The organism is Pseudomonas asgharzadehiana (assembly GCF_019139815.1).
Taxonomy (GTDB): domain Bacteria; phylum Pseudomonadota; class Gammaproteobacteria; order Pseudomonadales; family Pseudomonadaceae; genus Aquipseudomonas; species Aquipseudomonas asgharzadehiana.
Window position 1 is genome coordinate 2,300,441 of the sequence record NZ_CP077079.1, and the last position, 17,585, is coordinate 2,318,025.

Annotated in this window: 19 protein-coding genes; 5 read left to right on the plus strand and 14 right to left on the minus strand. The window is 57.9% G+C overall.

Annotated features, from left to right (window positions below; translation table 11 throughout):
• Positions 1-367: 367 nt before the first annotated feature.
• The gene (gene mobH, locus KSS96_RS10695) at positions 368-2,089 is read right to left on the minus strand and encodes a MobH family relaxase (protein WP_217856461.1); all 1,722 of its coding nucleotides are present in this window, start codon (positions 2,087-2,089) and stop codon (positions 368-370) included.
• Between the two features lie 232 nt (positions 2,090-2,321).
• Here mobH and KSS96_RS10700 point away from each other — a divergent pair, with 232 nt between their 5' ends.
• Positions 2,322-2,516: a DUF7740 domain-containing protein gene (locus tag KSS96_RS10700; RefSeq protein ID WP_027912535.1), complete on the plus strand. Its 195-nt coding sequence runs from the start codon at positions 2,322-2,324 to the stop codon at positions 2,514-2,516.
• 134 nt (positions 2,517-2,650) lie between these two features.
• Here the strand turns inward: KSS96_RS10700 and KSS96_RS10705 are convergent, their stop codons facing one another.
• Positions 2,651-3,613, minus strand: a complete 963-nt coding sequence (locus KSS96_RS10705) for an ArdC family protein (RefSeq protein ID WP_217856095.1) — start codon at positions 3,611-3,613, stop codon at positions 2,651-2,653.
• Positions 3,614-3,745: 132 nt separating this feature from the next.
• Entirely contained in the window at positions 3,746-4,075 is a 330-nt protein-coding gene (locus KSS96_RS10710) for a hypothetical protein (protein WP_065942165.1), read from the minus strand.
• A gap of 451 nt (positions 4,076-4,526) precedes the next feature.
• Here KSS96_RS10710 and KSS96_RS10715 point away from each other — a divergent pair, with 451 nt between their 5' ends.
• Positions 4,527-4,925, plus strand: coding sequence for a DUF3742 family protein (locus tag KSS96_RS10715; RefSeq protein WP_217856097.1), 399 nt, complete (start codon positions 4,527-4,529; stop codon positions 4,923-4,925).
• Here the strand turns inward: KSS96_RS10715 and KSS96_RS10720 are convergent.
• The 5 genes from KSS96_RS10720 to KSS96_RS10740 form a co-directional block, all read right to left on the minus strand.
• On the minus strand, positions 4,914-6,455 hold the full coding sequence (locus KSS96_RS10720) for a conjugal transfer protein TraG N-terminal domain-containing protein (protein ID WP_217856101.1): 1,542 nt from the start codon (positions 6,453-6,455) through the stop codon (positions 4,914-4,916). The genes KSS96_RS10715 and KSS96_RS10720 overlap by 12 nt on opposite strands.
• Before the next feature lie 10 nt (positions 6,456-6,465).
• Positions 6,466-6,774, minus strand: a complete 309-nt coding sequence (locus KSS96_RS10725) for a hypothetical protein (protein ID WP_217856104.1) — start codon at positions 6,772-6,774, stop codon at positions 6,466-6,468.
• Positions 6,775-6,777: 3 nt separating this feature from the next.
• A complete protein-coding gene (locus KSS96_RS10730; protein WP_217856106.1) occupies positions 6,778-8,160 on the minus strand; it encodes an integrating conjugative element protein in 1,383 nt (460 codons plus the stop codon).
• A complete protein-coding gene (locus KSS96_RS10735) occupies positions 8,157-9,113 on the minus strand; it encodes a TIGR03756 family integrating conjugative element protein (protein WP_217856107.1) in 957 nt (318 codons plus the stop codon). Before KSS96_RS10735 ends, KSS96_RS10730 begins: the two co-directional genes overlap by 4 nt.
• Positions 9,114-9,213: 100 nt before the next feature.
• On the minus strand, positions 9,214-9,468 hold the full coding sequence (locus tag KSS96_RS10740) for a helix-turn-helix domain-containing protein (protein WP_005787013.1): 255 nt from the start codon (positions 9,466-9,468) through the stop codon (positions 9,214-9,216).
• Positions 9,469-9,626: 158 nt separating this feature from the next.
• Between KSS96_RS10740 and KSS96_RS10745 the strand changes: the two genes are divergently transcribed.
• The 3 genes from KSS96_RS10745 (at position 9,627) to KSS96_RS10755 (ending at position 11,064) form a co-directional block, all read left to right on the plus strand.
• Positions 9,627-9,884 (plus strand): LasR-specific antiactivator QslA, encoded by a 258-nt coding sequence (locus KSS96_RS10745; protein ID WP_217856109.1) that lies wholly within the window; start codon positions 9,627-9,629, stop codon positions 9,882-9,884.
• Between the two features lie 188 nt (positions 9,885-10,072).
• The gene (locus tag KSS96_RS10750) at positions 10,073-10,321 is read left to right on the plus strand and encodes a hypothetical protein (RefSeq protein ID WP_058545077.1); all 249 of its coding nucleotides are present in this window, start codon (positions 10,073-10,075) and stop codon (positions 10,319-10,321) included.
• Positions 10,318-11,064, plus strand: a complete 747-nt coding sequence (locus KSS96_RS10755; RefSeq protein WP_217856111.1) for an ATPase — start codon at positions 10,318-10,320, stop codon at positions 11,062-11,064. Before KSS96_RS10750 ends, KSS96_RS10755 begins: the two co-directional genes overlap by 4 nt.
• A gap of 24 nt (positions 11,065-11,088) precedes the next feature.
• On the opposite strand, the gene KSS96_RS10760 is transcribed toward KSS96_RS10755, so the two are convergent.
• Genes KSS96_RS10760 through KSS96_RS10785 form a run of 6 tightly spaced genes read right to left on the minus strand, consistent with a single transcriptional unit; the run spans position 11,089 to position 17,582 of the window.
• Positions 11,089-13,836, minus strand: coding sequence for a conjugative transfer ATPase (locus KSS96_RS10760; RefSeq protein ID WP_217856113.1), 2,748 nt, complete (start codon positions 13,834-13,836; stop codon positions 11,089-11,091).
• Complete coding sequence (locus KSS96_RS10765; RefSeq protein ID WP_217856115.1) at positions 13,836-14,252, minus strand: TIGR03751 family conjugal transfer lipoprotein; 417 nt, start codon at positions 14,250-14,252, stop codon at positions 13,836-13,838. The genes KSS96_RS10760 and KSS96_RS10765 overlap by 1 nt, the downstream gene beginning before the upstream one ends.
• Positions 14,215-15,732, minus strand: a complete 1,518-nt coding sequence (locus KSS96_RS10770; RefSeq protein WP_217856117.1) for a TIGR03752 family integrating conjugative element protein — start codon at positions 15,730-15,732, stop codon at positions 14,215-14,217. Before KSS96_RS10770 ends, KSS96_RS10765 begins: the two co-directional genes overlap by 38 nt.
• Positions 15,722-16,534: a TIGR03749 family integrating conjugative element protein gene (locus KSS96_RS10775; protein ID WP_217856119.1), complete on the minus strand. Its 813-nt coding sequence runs from the start codon at positions 16,532-16,534 to the stop codon at positions 15,722-15,724. Before KSS96_RS10775 ends, KSS96_RS10770 begins: the two co-directional genes overlap by 11 nt.
• Entirely contained in the window at positions 16,531-17,172 is a 642-nt protein-coding gene (locus KSS96_RS10780; RefSeq protein WP_217856121.1) for a PFL_4703 family integrating conjugative element protein, read from the minus strand. Before KSS96_RS10780 ends, KSS96_RS10775 begins: the two co-directional genes overlap by 4 nt.
• A complete protein-coding gene (locus KSS96_RS10785; protein ID WP_217856123.1) occupies positions 17,169-17,582 on the minus strand; it encodes a TIGR03750 family conjugal transfer protein in 414 nt (137 codons plus the stop codon). The genes KSS96_RS10780 and KSS96_RS10785 overlap by 4 nt, the downstream gene beginning before the upstream one ends.
• Positions 17,583-17,585 lie beyond the last annotated feature (3 nt).

Consider the following 17,585-nt stretch of genomic DNA (forward strand, 5'->3'; position numbering starts at 1 on the left):
TCGGTGCGAATGCGCGCTTTTGGCTGTGAGCTTGGCACGAGCCTAGCTCACCAATGATTTTCCGTGGGAAGCCAGCATCGAACCAGGCGTTGCGAGACTTCAGGACTGCGTGGGCAAACATCCTTACTAGTGATCATCTGCGGGTTCAGGGATGAGATAGAAAGGGGGCGAAGAGAGACGGAGCCCCCCTGGCGGACCCTGTGTCAAACCGGGGCACGCTGTCATAATTTCACCGCGTCGGTGTAGGCTGTAGTGTGCGGTCTCTCAAACTGCAACGGCGTCACAGTATTGTGGCTGGCCATGAGTTCGGCAGTCCTAATACTCGCGGTGCAGAATGTCGTAGGATCCAATAGATTTCTATGGGAATCTAAGCATTTACGATTTTAAGAAAAGGATTATCGGCCGGCACAATATTGAACAACAACGCCGGGGTCTCGAGCAAATAACCTTTAAGATTTGCTTTCTTCCGAGGACCTTCGACATGACAGATCCAGATGTTCAAGCCATCGTCTCGTTTCCTGTGGACCTTCAGTTTTTCGAACTGCTTCTGCACCCAACGCCATTCTTCAATCTCTTGATCGAAATCCTGTGAGATACCAGGAAACTCCTGCACATAGCGTTGGAAGAGACCTGGTGTGACCAATAGCACGCTGCCGCTCACCGTGTGGATTTTAGCCTTGCTGTCGTTGATGATCAGCTTGTGGCTCTGGATGCCTTCCTTGACCCATTTCAGGAATGCCCGACCGGGGTTGTCCGAAGGGGAGCTTCGGATTTCAAGAGCTCTTTCGGGTGGTGATTCAGGAGTCTCGGGCTCTGCCAATTCGAACATATTCAGCAACGTTCCGAGGTAATCGGCATCCATCGCTAGTGAATCTTCCAGCGATTGGTTTTGATGTGATCCTGTTCCGCCTGCCTTGGGCACTGGTGGTGATACCGGAGCGTCAGTCGGGTGGTCATCGACTACCATGGTCACTGTTCCGCTGAAAATTTTGGGCCGGTCTTCGTTTCCCCAAATCAGTGCGGGTTGAAGGCGCAGAAAGGTGAAACTCTGCTGCCAATTTCCCTGTGCCACGAGCGCGGTCCAGATGGCTTTGCCTTCTGGCGTGGACTCAACCAATCCATGTGACTGCAGCTCGTCAAACACTGCGAGATTGGACGAGGGAATGCCCTCAATCGATTGCGACAGCAGATAGGCTCGCAGCTTGTCTGTGACCGTCTTGCTGACCAGCCACAGTGCGTCCTGGGTCAGCCATCCCGCGGCACCCGGCTGGTTGAGTTTCAGCTCGTGTTGAATCAGATAACGTAGTCCGCCGATCAGGTGGTGTTGTAGCGAATGAATCGGTGCTTGCAGCGCCTTGCTCGGGTTACCACCGATGTTCTGTGCGGTGGAAACGCGGTCGGCCTGCATCACCAACTCACCGAACACGCCGGCACGTTCGTACTGGCCCGCCAGGACATACAGCAAACTGGCCCACAGTGCTGGAAATCCACTGAGCCAATCGAGGATTGAGCAGTGGAGAATCTGGGTATAGATCAAGCCTGCGGCCGCGCCGTGCAGGTGGTAGTCACGATCCTTGAGGTAGCGAAAACGGTAGGGCTGATCCAGGGATCCCTGCCAAGGATGCCAGACACTACCGTCTTGGCGTTCGACCAGCAGGTCCACGGCAATCTTGCCGATGTCATGCAGCAGGGCGCCGTAGGCGATGCCAGCGGACCAGGCGTCGGTCTGAGCGGCTTGGTCTTCGGGGGCGGCACCTGTGGGCAGCAGATACGACTGACGCAGTTTCAGACTACAGGCGACCAGCTCCAGACCATGGTCGAGCATGCCGCCAAGATAAGCATGGTGGTGCGTCTCGCTGGCTGGAAGCTGCTGGACCAGCTCGGCGTAGCGATGGATCGGATTTAAATAGAGCTGGCTGAATTGCGGATGGGAGAGGGCGGTGTACTGCCAAATGCGATCAAGCAACTGGCGGCGATGCTCGGCTGCTAACAAGCTCTGGGACGATTCGATGGACAGGTACCCATCGGCGACGTTTCCGGTGGGTGGCGGAGGAGGCTTTTGCCTTTTGTGCCGAAACAGACTGAGCATCATGGTCCTCCCGGGAACTGGCAAAGTCAGTGACCTTTTAGCCTTTTCGGATAGGGCTCTTACCCTTGACTCCCCCATTCCCTTCCAACCCTTACCCGTCCTTTTGCCGTGTGTCCCTTTGTGCGGCAATCGGAATATTGATTTGTCCTGGTGCCGTTTTATAGGACGCGCATGCTGGTACGAAAAAGGAAAGTGTCGGTACACTGCGGTGCGAATTTTATTGAGTCTTGCCATGAACCTCACTGACGCCACGCTCATACTGCTGCTCGCGGCACGTATCCATGGAACAGACGAAGCCGTCAGGGCCTCGGCGAAGAGCGTGGTCAAGAAGTTGCCGCGCAGCAAACGCGATCTGATCTACAAGGTGATCGACAGCCGAAGTCCACTCGAGCTGGTGGATTACCTGGCTGAGAATCTGGATACGTAACGGCGTACTGCGGTTACGGGATTACCTCATGTTCTTTGCGTCAGAGCTCCGCAGTGTGGGGAATTTCCTGGGTATAGAAAAAGGGTCCAACTCGTGTTGGACCCTGTGAAGCGCTTGCAGCAGTGAGGTAACGATCAAGCTCCATCGTTCATGCATCGCGAGTCATCCATTCCCGTCTGCTTCCGTTGCTGCTCCAGGTTGAGCACATACTCCGAAGCGCATCGGGCCTGGCCACTGGCGCGGAAAATCGCGCGGTTGTCAGCCTTGAGCAGGCCGAGCCAGGAGTCGATATAGCCCTCGTGCCGAAGCTCTCCCCGTATACCGGCGTAGGCACATAAAAAAGCGGCGCCCATTTCGGCGATCAACTCTTCAAATGCATAGCCTGGCGAGCCAAATGGACCAGGAGAGGTCACGCCTTCGCGCTGCAATCGAGAGTGGTGTCCGGTCCAATGCGTCAGCTCGTGAAGTGCAGTGGCGTAGTATCCACCTTGATCGTGGAATTGCGACTTTGTCGGCAGTTGGATGAGATCCCTGATCGGGTGGTAAAAGGCTTCGTCGGCAGATCGATGAATGATGATTGCGCCCGAACGTAACAACAGATTTTCCGCAGCGCCGTTGGGGAAGAAGGGATCGCTCGGTTCTGTCTCGAGCACGGTTTCGTTGAGCGTTTCGAGCCCTTCCGTTTGCTCGATGTTGAACAGAAAATGCGTCTTGAGAATGCCAAAGTGAGCGACCTTGGGCTGACCGTTTTCATCGAGTACGGGTTGACCTGACTCGGTCTGTTCCTCGCGCTCCATCGGCTTGTAGAGCACTGCCAGGGTGCTGTGCTCACCCTTACGAATATGCCCGCCGGCTTTTTTGGCTTGATTGAAGGTCAGCCAGCGATCTTGAGTGAACCCCTGCAACCTAGCCTCGGCCCAGAGCAACGGTAAATTGATGCCCGAATAGGGACGCTGCGTGACGGCGTTGATGGGATAGGGTTGGTGATGACCGACGTCAGTTGAGCCACTTGAGGACCAGGGCTTGATCCAGGGCGCTACGCCTTGGTCTAACGCGGCAACAATTTTGTCAGTCACGTCTTGATAGATATTACGCATGGCATTTTCCTCGGAGAAAACGGAGGAACGCCTTTCCCGTCGGGGAGGGTTCCCCGGTGGGTGTTGGTTGGAATGGCGCAATACCGCGCACCGTTTGAGTGTGAATCGGCGGCCGGGTATGGCCGTTTGCGTTTAGCGTTGTTGCTCTTCCGCAAGCGCTATCAGCAAGGCGTTAGGTTGGTCTGATGCCTGAAGCAGGCTGAGGCTCAGTCGCAGTAATGGCTCATGATCTGCATCACTCGCTGAGCCGAACTTGGCTACCTCGAACACCACGTAGGGTGTGTTTGGATCGGCCAGGTGAGCTTTGAAGGCTGCGCGTACGACGTTGCTCAGCCTATCGAGCTGCAGCTTTTCAGGATGACTTGAACCATCGAGCAATACTGCGTGTTGCCACGCGTCTGGAGTGAACACAACGGGCAAGCGCAGAGTGTTCAGTGCTTTGCTTGTGAGTGAGTCGGACATGGTGTGCCTCCGTTGATAGCGCGAAGAAACCTGTCCCATAGGGGAAAGAATTTCCCCGCAGTGGGTTGAAGAAAAGCAAGAGGGTTTGGGACGAGCCGAGCTCGAAAGACGCTCGGGAGAGCAGTAGGCGTTCATCACCCGTGAAACGTGATCGTGCGAGCCACCGAACGCTAATCGCACTTGGGCGGAACCATCACCGGAGTGACGTAGCTTTGAAGGCTCTGGCTACCTGGGAAGGTGCTGTCGATAACAGCGATCCGTACCCTCTATGTAGCTGGATGATATGGATGGGTCAACGGCCTTAAAGGCACTGTTGTACGAGGTGCGTCTTCTGTCTTCCAGTGAAGATTTTTCGACCGAACAAGCTGATAAACGGTTAAGCATGGGCGGTTTTCAGTAGTAGGCTGTAATCTCGATTTTCACAGGAATACGCTCAGAAGAGGGCGCAATCATGCCGGCTCAGCAGCCACTTCAAATCTCCCGCGCACACCGCTGGGCATATGCATGCGGTATGTCGGTAAAACGTGTTTATCGCAGGTTGAAAGGATTTGAATCTCGTGTGGCTAAACGTGCGGTGGCGACAGGTATGCCCGCGGGGGGGCTATTGGTTCGTGGAGGCTTTCTGGTTACGAAGCTGGCACTCATTCTTGGGCTGCTCTTTATCGGTTTCTGGTTGGTCGCTTCTGTGGTAACGATGATTGCTGTGATTGGACTTCTGGTGTCCAAGGCTGCCATTGATGGGGATCTTAAAGAGGCGGAAACAGGACCAGATTATCTCGGTGCCGACCTCTACATCGGTGACTTCGATGACAACGGGCACTACATCGGCGATAGCAAGTCATCTAACTGAGCGCTTAGCAGCCCCGATTATTTGATCCGTACCTTTGCTTGCTGAATCACTTGCGGCTTTGCTGCCATTGGCCAACATGCCTTGAATCCCATTTCCTACTGCATATCCCGTCCAGCTCATGGCTCCAAGGAACAACATCGGCAGTACGATGAACATCGCCCCCATCGCATACTCAATCACCTGCGCCGTGACGGTTCCGTCCATAAAGCCGGATGTGGGTAGGGATAACAGCACCTGATTGGACGCCGACACCTGGTTGTACAAGGTATCGAGCATGCTGGAGTCGACCCAACGGGCCAGCTCCCACCAGAAGGTCAGCATGTGCAGCGTGAACAGCGCGAACGTCACCGTCATGACGGTCTTTAGCTGGTAGGTACTGACCAGCAGGATCAGCGGCAAGCTGATTATGACGCCCATGATCAGGAAAGCCTGCACCATCGGCAGAGCGGCGCGTAGCGCGTTCATCGCCGGGAAATTGCTGAAGGAGCCGAGAGCCAGCCCAGTGTTGGTGGCCAGGTTGTTGAGCCCCTGATTGATCGACCCACCGCGAGCACTGGAGCCATAGTCCTGGTACACCTGTCCGGGCGACATGGACATCGATTGTTGGCGCGGGCTGACCAGTTCGCGCAGGGTGGCATCCTCGATTTCGTTGCTTGAGCGGCCAGTCAACCAGCCTTTCAGCTGAGTCAGCAGCGAAGGATCGACTTGCTCGATCAAGCGCTCTCGCAACCCGACACTGCTGTCATTCCACCACTGTTTGCAAGTGGGGTAGCCCGCCCCATTCTCTAGTCGTGGCAAGGAAACATCGCGGGTTTCATCATAGGGCCAACTGACTCGCGGTGTCCGTGAGCGATCAGTGTCGTAGTAGCCCGGAGTGTCGAGAAAATAGCTTGAGCCGATCCAGGACGCATCACGACTTTGTGCCTTGTCCAGCTGCGGACGATTGGTGAACAGCCGAGAGCGGGAATAGCCGTAGCAGTCGCGAGTAAAATCGGCGACTTCCTGTAGCAACACTTGGTTATCAATGCGAGAACTGTCGATCTCCATGCGCATCTGTCGGATGTCCGGTGCGCAGGGAATGGAGGCGGTGGCCGCTGCGGTCACTCCTTTACTCAAGGCGTGCACCAGAAACCACCAGATTGGCACGTTGGCAGAGCGTTCTCCGATGGTGTTGAAAGTGGTACCCCAGGCGGTTTCCGCTGGCTTGGCCACGCTGACACCGCAGCGTTGGCTCGCTGCATCGTCGAACGCCATTGAAGCGAGGTTTAGCGGAAAGACCGGCGCGCAGCCGAACAATACGACAATGTAGGCCAGCCAAAGCCGGTTCTCGATTCGAGGTACCGAGAGCAATCCTTTGTTGCCTTCATCCGCGCCTTGCTGACGGGCCGACAACCATTCTTGCAAGATGATTGCACCAAAGGGGGCGGCGAACAGGCCAGTATCGGACAGGACGTTCCAGATACCGTTGTTGATGATCCAGGCCAGCAGCGAGAGGTAAAACTCCAGGTAGCTGTTGGTGCTCATGAGCATGGTAGTGACCTCACAACCGAGTGAGCTCGACGCAGGTAAAGAGCAAGAGCCCTAATGTCCCGGCGCGCTTCACGCGCAGTCGGTCCTGAGGTCGATGTCGATAGCGCCTCAGCAGGTCCCACCAGAGTGCTAATAGGACGCCGTAGAGCAAGGCTCGCCACCACCGCAGGTAAGGCCGTATCGATTCCAAGGCTTGCTGCCAGACCTCGAAACTGCCCAGCGCAGTGCGGCCGATCCAGGCGATCAGTGCGGCGGTCAGGATCATCCCTGCGGCGATCCCTAGACTTGAAAGCAAAGTGAATAGCAGTGAGCGTTTCATGGCTCACTTGCGCCTGGCGTCAGCGTCGTTGAGTCGGCCAGGTTCGGGGTCGCCTTGCTCGACGGTGCGCGACGCATCGGCACCTCCGGCATGTCGATCGAGCACGAGGCTGGCGGTATTGGTTGTGAGCATCTGCCGGACCTGCAACTCGGTTTGTAGCAGGCGTATCTCGCGCTCCAGTGTGTCGATGTTTTTCGTCAAGGCCATTTGGGCCGGTTCGGCGGAAGCGATGTTAGGTTCGTGGCTGCCTGCCAGCAGCGTGCGCAATAGCAGGAGCGCTTTGTCGAGCACGCTGGATAGAGCCGTCTCACTGGCCAGGCGCCGCGCCAGGATTTCCTGATCAGGATCGTCGCGCAGGGCTTCGATCACCCCCCGGGTCACCGGCAGCATCGGGCTGGAGGCTTTGCTCAGATTGTCAGGGCTAGGCGGAAGAGAACCGGACAGTAATCCTTGCAGGGTCTTGAGGTGTTCACTGTAGGCCTCCTGTATTAGCGGCGTCAGTCCGCTGCCAGCGGTAGCCCGTAGAGTCTCGCAGGTGTCGCAGGTCGCGACTTCGGTCTCGCCCAACACTCGAACAGCCCATTCGGATTCCTCTTGGGGTGAGGTCCATGCCTGGCAAATAGCGCCGCCCAGGCAATCACTGCTACTGATCGAGGCGCTGTCATCCACGGACCGGTTATGTAGCAGGTTGTAGCCCGCGCGCACCACATCGGAGGTTGCCCGGATGGGTGTTTGTCCGCTACCTCCAGCCTTCTGCCCGCCGACCCATGACACCCCATTATTGCCGTTACGGGCCTCGGTGTTTTTCACCGCGGCCACCGCATCACCGCCGGTTTGTTCGAGGTTGCCCTGCATCTCCTGGTTCTTGGCCAATGCGCCCCAGCCGGCTTGGCCGACCTTGTCAGCCATCTTCTCGGCCATGGCCTGGCAGGTCAGTTTGGAACGGTCGAAGTCGATGCGCCCTTGCATCACCCCGTTACTCAACAACTCATAAAGCCCGGGGTTGGCGCGCTGGATGATCAACGCAGGCAGCGACATCACCGCTTGGGTCGCGTTCTGCACAATGCTGCCCATGATCTGCTGGAACCCTTCGGTGACGCCGTTCAACTGGTTTTGCAAGGTGTTGGTGAGGCTCATGTTTCCGCACATCATGTTCGCCTGCCAGGATCCGCCGACTCCGAGACCGTTGGGGCGATAGAGTGAGCTCGGCGAGCCCGCTGCCGAGCCACCACCTATGGTGTACATCACCCTGTCGTCGAGCACTTCACCTTGAGTGCCTAGACGGTAATCGTCCTCGGCGGCGTCGGCATGCGTGGCCAAGGCGAGCAGTCCGCAGAGCAACAAACCCATCGGGCCCAACCAGGGTTTTGCAATATGCCTACTCATGAAGCACCACCTTCGAAGTCGATGCTGAACAAGAAGGTCTGTCCCTCACGCTTGCAGCAGCTATAAGGACGCCAGAGCGACCAGGCGTAGCCGCCATCCGCGCTCTGCACCGGATCGCTGGGGAAGATGGCACATGTGGGTTGAACCAGGGGGGAGAGCAATTGCCATTTATGGGTCGAAGCATCGTTTTCAACGATTGGGCCAGGCGGCCAATAACCGTCGCGTGGTACGGGTATGAGTGGGACATACACGTGCGGTTGCCAGTTGCGGGTAATGACATCGCCCGCCCGCTGCGCCATCACTGCAGCGGCTTTGAAGTCGTCGGGTTGTACCAGAAATCCTTGCCGGGGATAGACGTTGCCCCACATATTCCCCGCGAGCTGACGACCGATCTCACGGACTCCCGGTAAGAGCGACTCGGGATAAAGGCTTTCCGGGATGCCATGACGCCAGGCCAGTGAGTCCAAAGTGCTCAGGTAGTAGGGCATGAACGCAGTGGCACCGCTGGCGCAGGCATAGCCGGATTGCGAGGCAAGTTGTGTGGCGGCCCAACCACCGGGATGGCCGATACCGTCAACGTTTTTGAAACGAGGCAGGTTGTCGCGTTGCGTGTTTGGCGTGATCAGGTTTCCGCCACCTTCCGCACCGCTGGTGGGAGAGGAGAGCGCGGCCATCTCGGTCCAAGGATTGGCACCAGTGGTGGCATAGCTCGAGACCACCAGCTCAGGAATGAAGTGACGAACCTTGGTTGAGGTTTTCACAGTGCAGCCGAAGGGGGTGCAGAGCAACCAAAAGCAGATGCCGACGACCTTGTATTCGAGACAGTCCGGCGTGAGCACGGAGGCGGCAATGCTGCCGGTATCCAACGCTACGCTTGGCCCGGATGCCAGCAGAATGCTCAGCACCAAAGGATGCAACTTCTGGGACGGAATGTGCGGGCAGGCAGCAGACATGATCCTGGCTCTGGGTGTATGGCCTGGACAGGTTCGATAATCGAGAGAGGGGTGTCAGTGAGAAAGCCGAACGTAGGATCGTCGGTTTATCGGCAGAGGGTCATTCAGCGTTCAGCGTACGAGCAAGCGCGTCAGACTCAATGAGCAGTTGGTCCGTTTTGATCTCGAAAATATTGGCGAGCTTGCAGAGGACCAATAACGACGGGTTGCCTACCCCTCGTTCGATTTGACTCACATAGGTACGATCCACCTCGGCCATGAGCGCCAATTGCTCCTGGGTAAGGTTCTTCACACGCCGCATCGAGCGGATGTTTTCCGCCAGTTGCAGACGAAGCTGTTCGTAGTCTTGAGTCATGCGCGCAAACTGCGCCTTGAGGGACTCTCAATCCACGGGATATAGTCTACATTGGCTCTGATTCGGGCTTTTTTGATGCTTAAGCCGAGTGTCAATTTTGTTTCTATGCTGCTTAGAACAGACCGAGCATTAATAAATAATCGAAAGCTAAGGTGTCTATGGACGAAAATTACGTTTCAATTCCGGCGGCGGACGGCTGCCCGAGCCTTTTGACACCGTGGGGCAGCGAATTTGCGCCTATGATCGAACGTGGCGTGCAATGCGCCCAGGCCTGGCTTAATACACCCGGTGACGTACCGCTGTGGTGGGAACTGGCGCAGGCACGGAAGACCTGTCCTGCAGGAGACTGCCAGGATGCCTTCGAAGCCGGTTTTTTATTGAGAATTCAGCAAAGGCTTCGGAGCGTGTCATCGTAACCATACGGCTCCCGGTCCTGGTGATATGGGCTTACGGCACGAAAATCTGTTGGAAGGTATGGTTCCAGGCTCCATTCCTCTAGAATGGAGATCTGACAGAAATGGCGTTGGTCTGTGATAAACAGATTTACATAGCTAGGATTCTGATAAGTGCAGATTCTGCACGCTCTGAGAACGTGGAGCGCGGTATGAAAGCCGACCAAGTGTTGAGTGACGATCTGGTGAGCCGACTGGAGGGTAAAATCCCAGCCATGGCTGAAGGTGCGATCAATACGGCCTATATCAACGCGCTGGCGGCCGGACGCAGCGTGATGGAAGTCATGGACGGCCAGCTCGTTGAGACGACTGCCGACGGTAAGCACAAGGTTATTCGAGTGGCCAAGCCCAAGCATAAAGTGACCTTGGGCGGGATTATCAAGGTGCACCGCTGCTCATGACCGTCCCTCGGCTGAGGGTGTTTGCCGGCCCTAATGGTTCCGGTAAAAGCACAATGAAAAGTGCCGTCCCTTCCCACCTGATCGGGATCTACATCAACCCGGATGAAATCGAAAAGGCTGCCAAAGAGGGCGGACGCCTGGAATTCAGCGATTTTCAACTGGAAGTCGAAGGCGACGAGGTTCTCGGCTTTATCAAGGCGCACCGACTGATTCGGTCGACCCAGCTCGTTGAAGAGGCATCCAATATAGACTTCAGCAATAACGGCCTGAATTTCCAGTCCGTCGCGATGAATTCCTATTTTGCTTCCGTGCTCTCTGATTTCATGCGGCACAAGCTCCTTGAAGCCCAGTTGTCTTTCACCTTCGAAACGGTGATGTCTAGCGAGGACAAAGTCGCTTTTATGCTTAAGGCAAAAGCGTCGGGATATCGAACCTACCTCTACTTTGTCGCCACTGAAGATCCTGACATCAATATCAACAGGGTCAAGAACCGTGTCGCGGCAGGTGGGCACCCAGTCCCCACGGAAAAAATTGTGCAGCGCTACGGTCGTTGCCTGAACCTATTGCCAGCAGCCATCGCAGCCTCGAACCGGGCTTATATCTTTGATAACTCCGGCGCTGATCTGGTGCTGCTCGCTGAAGTAACAGACGGGACTGACCTTGAATTCAGGGCTGATGAGATCCCTGACTGGTTCATGCAAGCCTACGTGGAGAAGGTGTTCAAGGATTTGCTGCCGAGTTGATCGAAACCTAGGATCAGCTCCGTTTCACTTAATTCCTCGCATCCTATCGATCCGTTCAGCTACCCGGTAAGCCGCCTCCAGTTCCGAGCAGACGGTGCTCTGCATCAGTGTCCAGCGCTCGGCTTTTTCCTCGGGCTCCGTCATGGCCAAGGCGAGATAGAGGCTGGGTGGTACGGCTCGAAACAGCGTTTCGAGTTTTTTCGACAGCACGACCCCCTCAGTGTATTTCCCGGGCTCCTTACTGGCGGAGAGCAACAAAGCTTTCTGTGCCGGGGTGAGCTTCTTGAAGCGGGCGATTTCCTCAATCTCCGCTGGCGGCATGTTCAAACAGATCCACCATTCGATCATGTTGAGCATCGTCTGTGCAGCCGTGGGAAAGTCGGCAAGATTTTGTGTGGCCAGCCAGAACCAGGCGCCGAGCTTGCGCCACATCTTCGTGCCCTTGACCACGAACGGCGCCAACAGCGGGTTTTTGGTGATGATATGACCCTCGTCGGTGACCATGATGATCGGCCGTCCCAGGTACTGGTCGCGTTCGGCAAGGTTGTTCACGGCGTTCATCAGGCTGATATAGCTGATGGACATCTGTGCTTCGTAACCCTCACGAGCATAGGTGGCCAGGTCGACGATGGTCACATCGCTTTCGGGCCAAGGTGTGCCCTCGCGATCGAACAGTTCACCCTCGAAACCCTGGCAAAACAGGTCCATGGACTCGCCCATTTCCTGGGCACGTTCACGACGCTTCTCTGGCAAATGCGGGTCAGCGGCGACGCGCAGCAAGGCGTCACGCAGGTCGCGTGTCAGTACCTGGCGACCCGCCGCGACACACGCCTGCGCCGCATCCAGAATGCACTCACGGATCAGGCTGCGATCGGCCCGGCTCAGGCGCGCCTCTTCCTTGGCCTCACCGCCAGTGATCATCAGCCGGGCGGTGATCTCCAATTCGCCAAGAACATCGCGCTGGTCTTCTCGGCTGGTTGCCGTCTCATCGTCCCACTCATCAATGGAAAGACTCGCCACCTGATCTGGCTGCTCGACTAGACGGTAAGCATCAGCGAAAGGCGCGAGGCTGACCGAGGCGCCAGGTTTCAATTGGACCTTGTTGACCGACAGGCCTTGCGTTGCGAAGTAGTCACCTTGTAAACCGAACGAGTTGCCGGCTTCGACGATAAACAGGCGAGGACGGTACACCGCCATGACCTGCATCAGTAAGGTAACCAGAGTGGCCGACTTGCCGGCGCCGGTCGGACCGAACAAGAGCAGATGACCGTTCATGGCCCGGTCCAGGCGTGACAATGGGTCGAAGCTCAATGGCGAGCCACCGCGGTTGAACAGGGTGATGCCCGGGTGGCCGGTGCCGGTGCTGCGACCCCACACCGGAACCAGGTTCGCCAGGTGCTGGGCGAACATCAGGCGTGTGTACCAGTTGCGCATGTCGCGGGCCGGGTTATAGGCCATAGGCAACCAGCGCAGATAGCTGTTGCAGGCGGCTACCTCATCGCCTTCACGTACCGGTTGCAGCCCCGCGCCCAACAGCGCGTTGGCCAGGCTGACCGATCGCTGGTGCAATTGCTGTTCATCGTGACCGCGCACGTAAAATGCCAGGGTGCCCCGGTACAGCTTGTGCTGACGGCCGATGATCGAGCGAGCCTCTTCGACATCCTGACGGGTCTGGGTCGAGGCCAGGTTTTCACCGATGGCTTTGCGCGCCAATCGGTTTAACTGGTCTTCGAGCACATCCTGCGGCTTGACCACCAAGGTCAGACTCATCACCGTGCCTTCGGGTAACTGGTCGAATAGGGCATTGGTTGCATCACCCTTACGGGTTTCTCCGGTGAGTTGCCCAATCGATGGTGCGCGTCGCAGTTTGTCCACCACGATGACCCGATGGGGTTGCCCATCGAAGTACCAAAGTCCCTGTTGCACATCCGAACGCGGTTCGTTGAAAAACAGCCGTTCGGCGAAGTCGTGATCGAAGGGTAATTCCAGCGACTCGCCATCAGCAGGCTCCGGATAGGCAACACGTTGGTAAAAGCCCTCGGGTGCTTCATCGGTGAGCCTGGGTGCCGGATTGAACCAGGGCAATAACCAAGCATACAGACCGTGGCCATCGACTCGCGCCGATTGCACGCCGCACGCCTGCAACGAAGCCGCAATACGTTCGCAAGCCTGCTGCAGGAATTGCACAGGGGTGAGTCCCGTCTCGTCAGCGCCAGACTCAAGCCAGCGATAGACCACCAGGCGCACCCGGCGGTTATTGCCGCGCCAGGGTAGGCGCGTGACGGCCTTGTCCTCGAACAGACCTCCCGGCTTGGCGATGGCCTGCAGATGACGACGACTGAGTTCCAAAAACGTTTCGGTGAAGACCGTGCCTCGCGCGCTGTCTTGAATATAATCGGTGAGCCGCGTCAGGTAGGGGGTGAAATCGTTATCGTCCTGGCAGAAAAACTGCGCCACCCACGGCGCTTGATCCAGCTCGTCAAAGCTATCCTGCAGGGCATCCTCAAGGGCATCGCGGGCCGCCATCAACCAATCGGGTTCGCGTCCTTCAGTGCCGATGGGCAGCAACTCGAACACCGCACCCACCGAACGATTGTCATCGAGCAGAAAACACTGCTCGGTGTCGAGGTATTCGACCCAAGGCAGGTGATCGGTGAAGCTGGGATTGTGTGCATAGAGTGCGGCGTCATCGGCCAGCGTGGCGCGAGGGCGCAATGGGTTGCGCCAGGCTTTCCACGCAGGAGCACAGTTCCGCGAATCGCCGGTACGCACTACAAGTCTTCCTGTCGTTCACCAGGCAGTGCGTATTGCACCCGTTGGTAGAACGGAAAGACGGTTGAGTAACCGGGAATCGGTGCCTGCTCGGTACCACTCACGTGCGGATACACATACAGCACCAGATCGGGATTGGGCAGGCGAGGGAACAGGTTGCGGATCTCGTTCCCCGCTGTGCGCGTGTACGGTTGCTGTAGAGCTGCGGAGACATCTGCCTGAGCCAGCGGGCGGCGCAGCTGCTGCCGAGCATCTAACAGTTGCTGCTGAGTGCCTTGCGAACCGGCGCCATTCCAGATGTCCAGCATGGTTTGCTCGCCATGGGGCAGAAGCGTCTCCTTGTCGGTGGAACACCCCGCCAGGCCCCAGCAGAACAGGCTAATCCAGGTCAGGCAAAGAGGCATGGTCTTTTTCATGGCGAACGCTCCGGCCCTTGGGCTCGTAGTCGATGGTGATCTCATGGTCGAGGTGCAGCGCGACTTGGGCGGCCGGCGGCACGTATACGGCAGCAAAGGCTTCGCCGTAGAGTTTGTTGATCCACTCACGGATGTCGCTGACCCCGCCACTGAGAATTGAATTCAGCGCGCTATTACCACTGCTGCTGGTGATTCCGAGCGTACTGCCGCCCGAACTGATCACGCTGCTGTTGTTCTGCCCATCCCCGAGCAAGGAGGCGACACCGGCGCCAGCTGCCGTGATCAGACTTTGGCTGCCGAGGTACTGCTGAGCGTTTGAGCGGCGCTCACCGGCAATGCAAGGAATGCCATACGGATCGGACAGATAACCGAGTCCGCCACGAATCTTGTCTGTGTTCGAGCTCTGGGCGGTGGAGGCATTGCGGCTGGCGACTGCCTTCGGCTGAGGCACCGTGCGAATACTGCCGTCGGTAAACACAAAGGTAATTGACTCGACCTGTCCGCGTACGCACGACAGGGTCCAGTCGCCGGAGGCTGTACCACTCATCACGGCCCCTGCGACGTCCGGCAGATCGATGCCGTTGGCTGTCAGGTTCTCCGGACCGACCAGCACCTTAAAGGGGTAGGGATCATTCACGGTGCCATCCACCGGGACTCGGCCGATCAGCGCAGTCATCGCGACGGAGCCCATCAGCGTGGCGTTTTCGGGAATGGTGTAGACCGGCTTCGCGCCTTCGGTACGATCAGCGGATCGCGTCAGGTCACGCTCACCCTTGGTGACCTCGCGTAACTGCTTCTGGCTGCGGTCGATGGCATTGTCCTTCAAACCCTCCAATGAGCTGAAGGCAGTAGGCAGACTCAGAGCGGACGCGGTCTTAGTTTTGCCTCGGGCGTCGGTGGACGGAGCATCCGAGGGCTCAGTCCACTGCAGCGCATCATTGGCTGAGTGCTGCCCTTCGAACTGCGCCCCGTCGCCCGGCTCAAGCCCCAATCCAATCGGCATATCCTTGCCTTTGCCGGTCAGCCCCGACAGCTGTTCCTGCAGTTGCGTCAGCAGACCACGAGCCTGGCGACTGTCTTGTTCCGCTTTGAGTCGGGCCTCGTTGGCTTGGCGACGGCCTTCGTCGACCTGCTGGGTCACGCTGCCAAGCGCCGTCTGGATACGCGAATCGACGCTGCTTTCCCGCTCGCGAAGGCGGTTGTTCTCCGTCTGCAGCGAATCGTTGTGTTTCTTCAAACCGAGCAAGTCGCTGCGCATGGCCTTCACCTGGCCGACCAGGGTGGCGACTGTATCGCGAGGGGTATCACCAGCAATACCGAGCGACTTGGCTTGCTCGGCCGATAACTGAAGGTTGCCCTGATCAACTGGGTGCTCTGGGGAGGGCGTGCTGCCACCCGCGACCCAGGTTTTCAGGATGATCAGCACCACGCCCAGCAGCGCAGCCGGTACCAGCCATTTGAGCAAGGCGTTAGCTTTCATCGTTAGCACCCCGCGCAACGGGCGGGAGCAGCACGGCGTGTCCGAGGCCCGCACCGCGGGTGACAAGGTAGGCAATCGTGGTGTCTTCAGCGCTGCCGACAGGCCCGAGGAAAGCATGCTGGAAGGCCGCAGCGAACAGCTTGGCTTGCAGCCGACGCGGATCGAGTTGCACCGTCTCTGAACCACGGTTGCGCAACTTCACCGCCGTGACCCAGTAGTCACCGAGTCGCCAGGCGGCGATGGGTGTGCTGGACACATTTTCGGTCGGCAGCAGGGTCGGCAATTCGGTGCGCAGCTTGAGCGGTACGCGGCGTACGCCGGGTAGGGATTCTACGGTGCGCAGCGGCGCGTACAGGCTCTGTGCGGCATAGCGCGTCAAAGCGACCGGGATCGGCGTGCGTTCTGGAACAGGGACAGTGCTAGATTCAGCCTCGGTAGTTTGCCCCTGAGCATTCTTGAGAATACGTACGGGCTCCAGCGGTTGATCACCAGGCGTGGCCGCGATATCTAGGAGGATGATCTCGCCAGTCGTGACCGATTGCAGCTGCAGTCGGGTCGGTGCAATGGCTTCCGACGCTCGCAGGTACAGCGTGCCGCCAGTTGATTGCACACGCAGTTTGCCTGTCAGGGTTGAGGGCACGCCGACGCGAACAGCCTCATCGATAAAGACCACCCGCTCCTGATTGATCACCAGTGAGACCGCGAGGGGGAGGCGTTCCCAGTGCATCAATTCGACGGCCTGCGAAGCAGCTCCCCATAACATCAGTACGACGGTGAGTCCCAGGGTAGACATCCGCTTCATGGCTCACCTCCAGGCAGCGAGATTTTTTGCGGAGTGCCCTGATAACAATCCAGTGCCAGCCCCCACTTATTGCGTTCGGGGTCCAGATCAAAACGCACCACACGCAATGGATAACGCACCACCACCCGTTTCACCGGTTCGGCGGCGTAATACTCATCGGCGTTGAGGTCGAGTTTGACCAGCCAGCTGTCGCGGTCGAGTTGCTTGACCCTGAGTTCCGGATCTTCGCTATAGCCTCGGCCCAAAATTTCGTAGACGCCACGCACCCGCTGGCGCAGTTCGCCGGCGGCCTTGCGGTACTCGTAGTCGCCGTCGAGGAAGGCCTTGCACGCGGGGGTCAGATAGGGCTGCAAGCCATAGATGGCGCGGCGGTAGTCCTGCTCGCCGTCGGAAGGCCAGCGGTTGAGTTGGCCAAAGATGTACAGGGCAAAGGCATACACATTCTCTGAAGGAATATCCCACCACTTGCGGGTACTGCCGGAGCGCAGATCCGGCGGTACATGCACGGTCAGATCGGTCGGTGCCGAGCGCCAGCCATACCAGAGCCCGGCGCAGACCAGGGCGAGGATCGCTACCGCCATACGCAGGCTGAAGATATGGGCCTGTTGGGCATCCACCTTGTTCCGAAAACGACTCATGGTTGCCACCGGGACAGAGCAGGGCGCAGTCGACGCGCCCGGCGAACCGTCCAGGCGCCGGAGTGAAGGATCAGACTTCCGCGACCCAGGCGCCAACGGCTAGCGAGTATCCATTCGAGCTTGCGGTACAACCAGGTCTCTGGCCGGGCCCGTTTGGCTCGACGCAGTAGCGTGCCCCCGACAAATAGCACCAGCACCATGCTTGCGATCATGCTGGTCGGCGCCACGGCAATAGAGGCGGTGGCGATCGCTAGAGGAACGCCCAGCAGCAGGCCAATGACGGCGCCGGTGCCGAGCGCTACCCACATTTCATCATTGGTCAAACCGCGCAACACGGCGGGATCACGATTGAGTCGCTCGGGCAGAAAAACCAAGGTGCCATCGGCAAGGCGTTCGATAGTGTCGTTCATGTC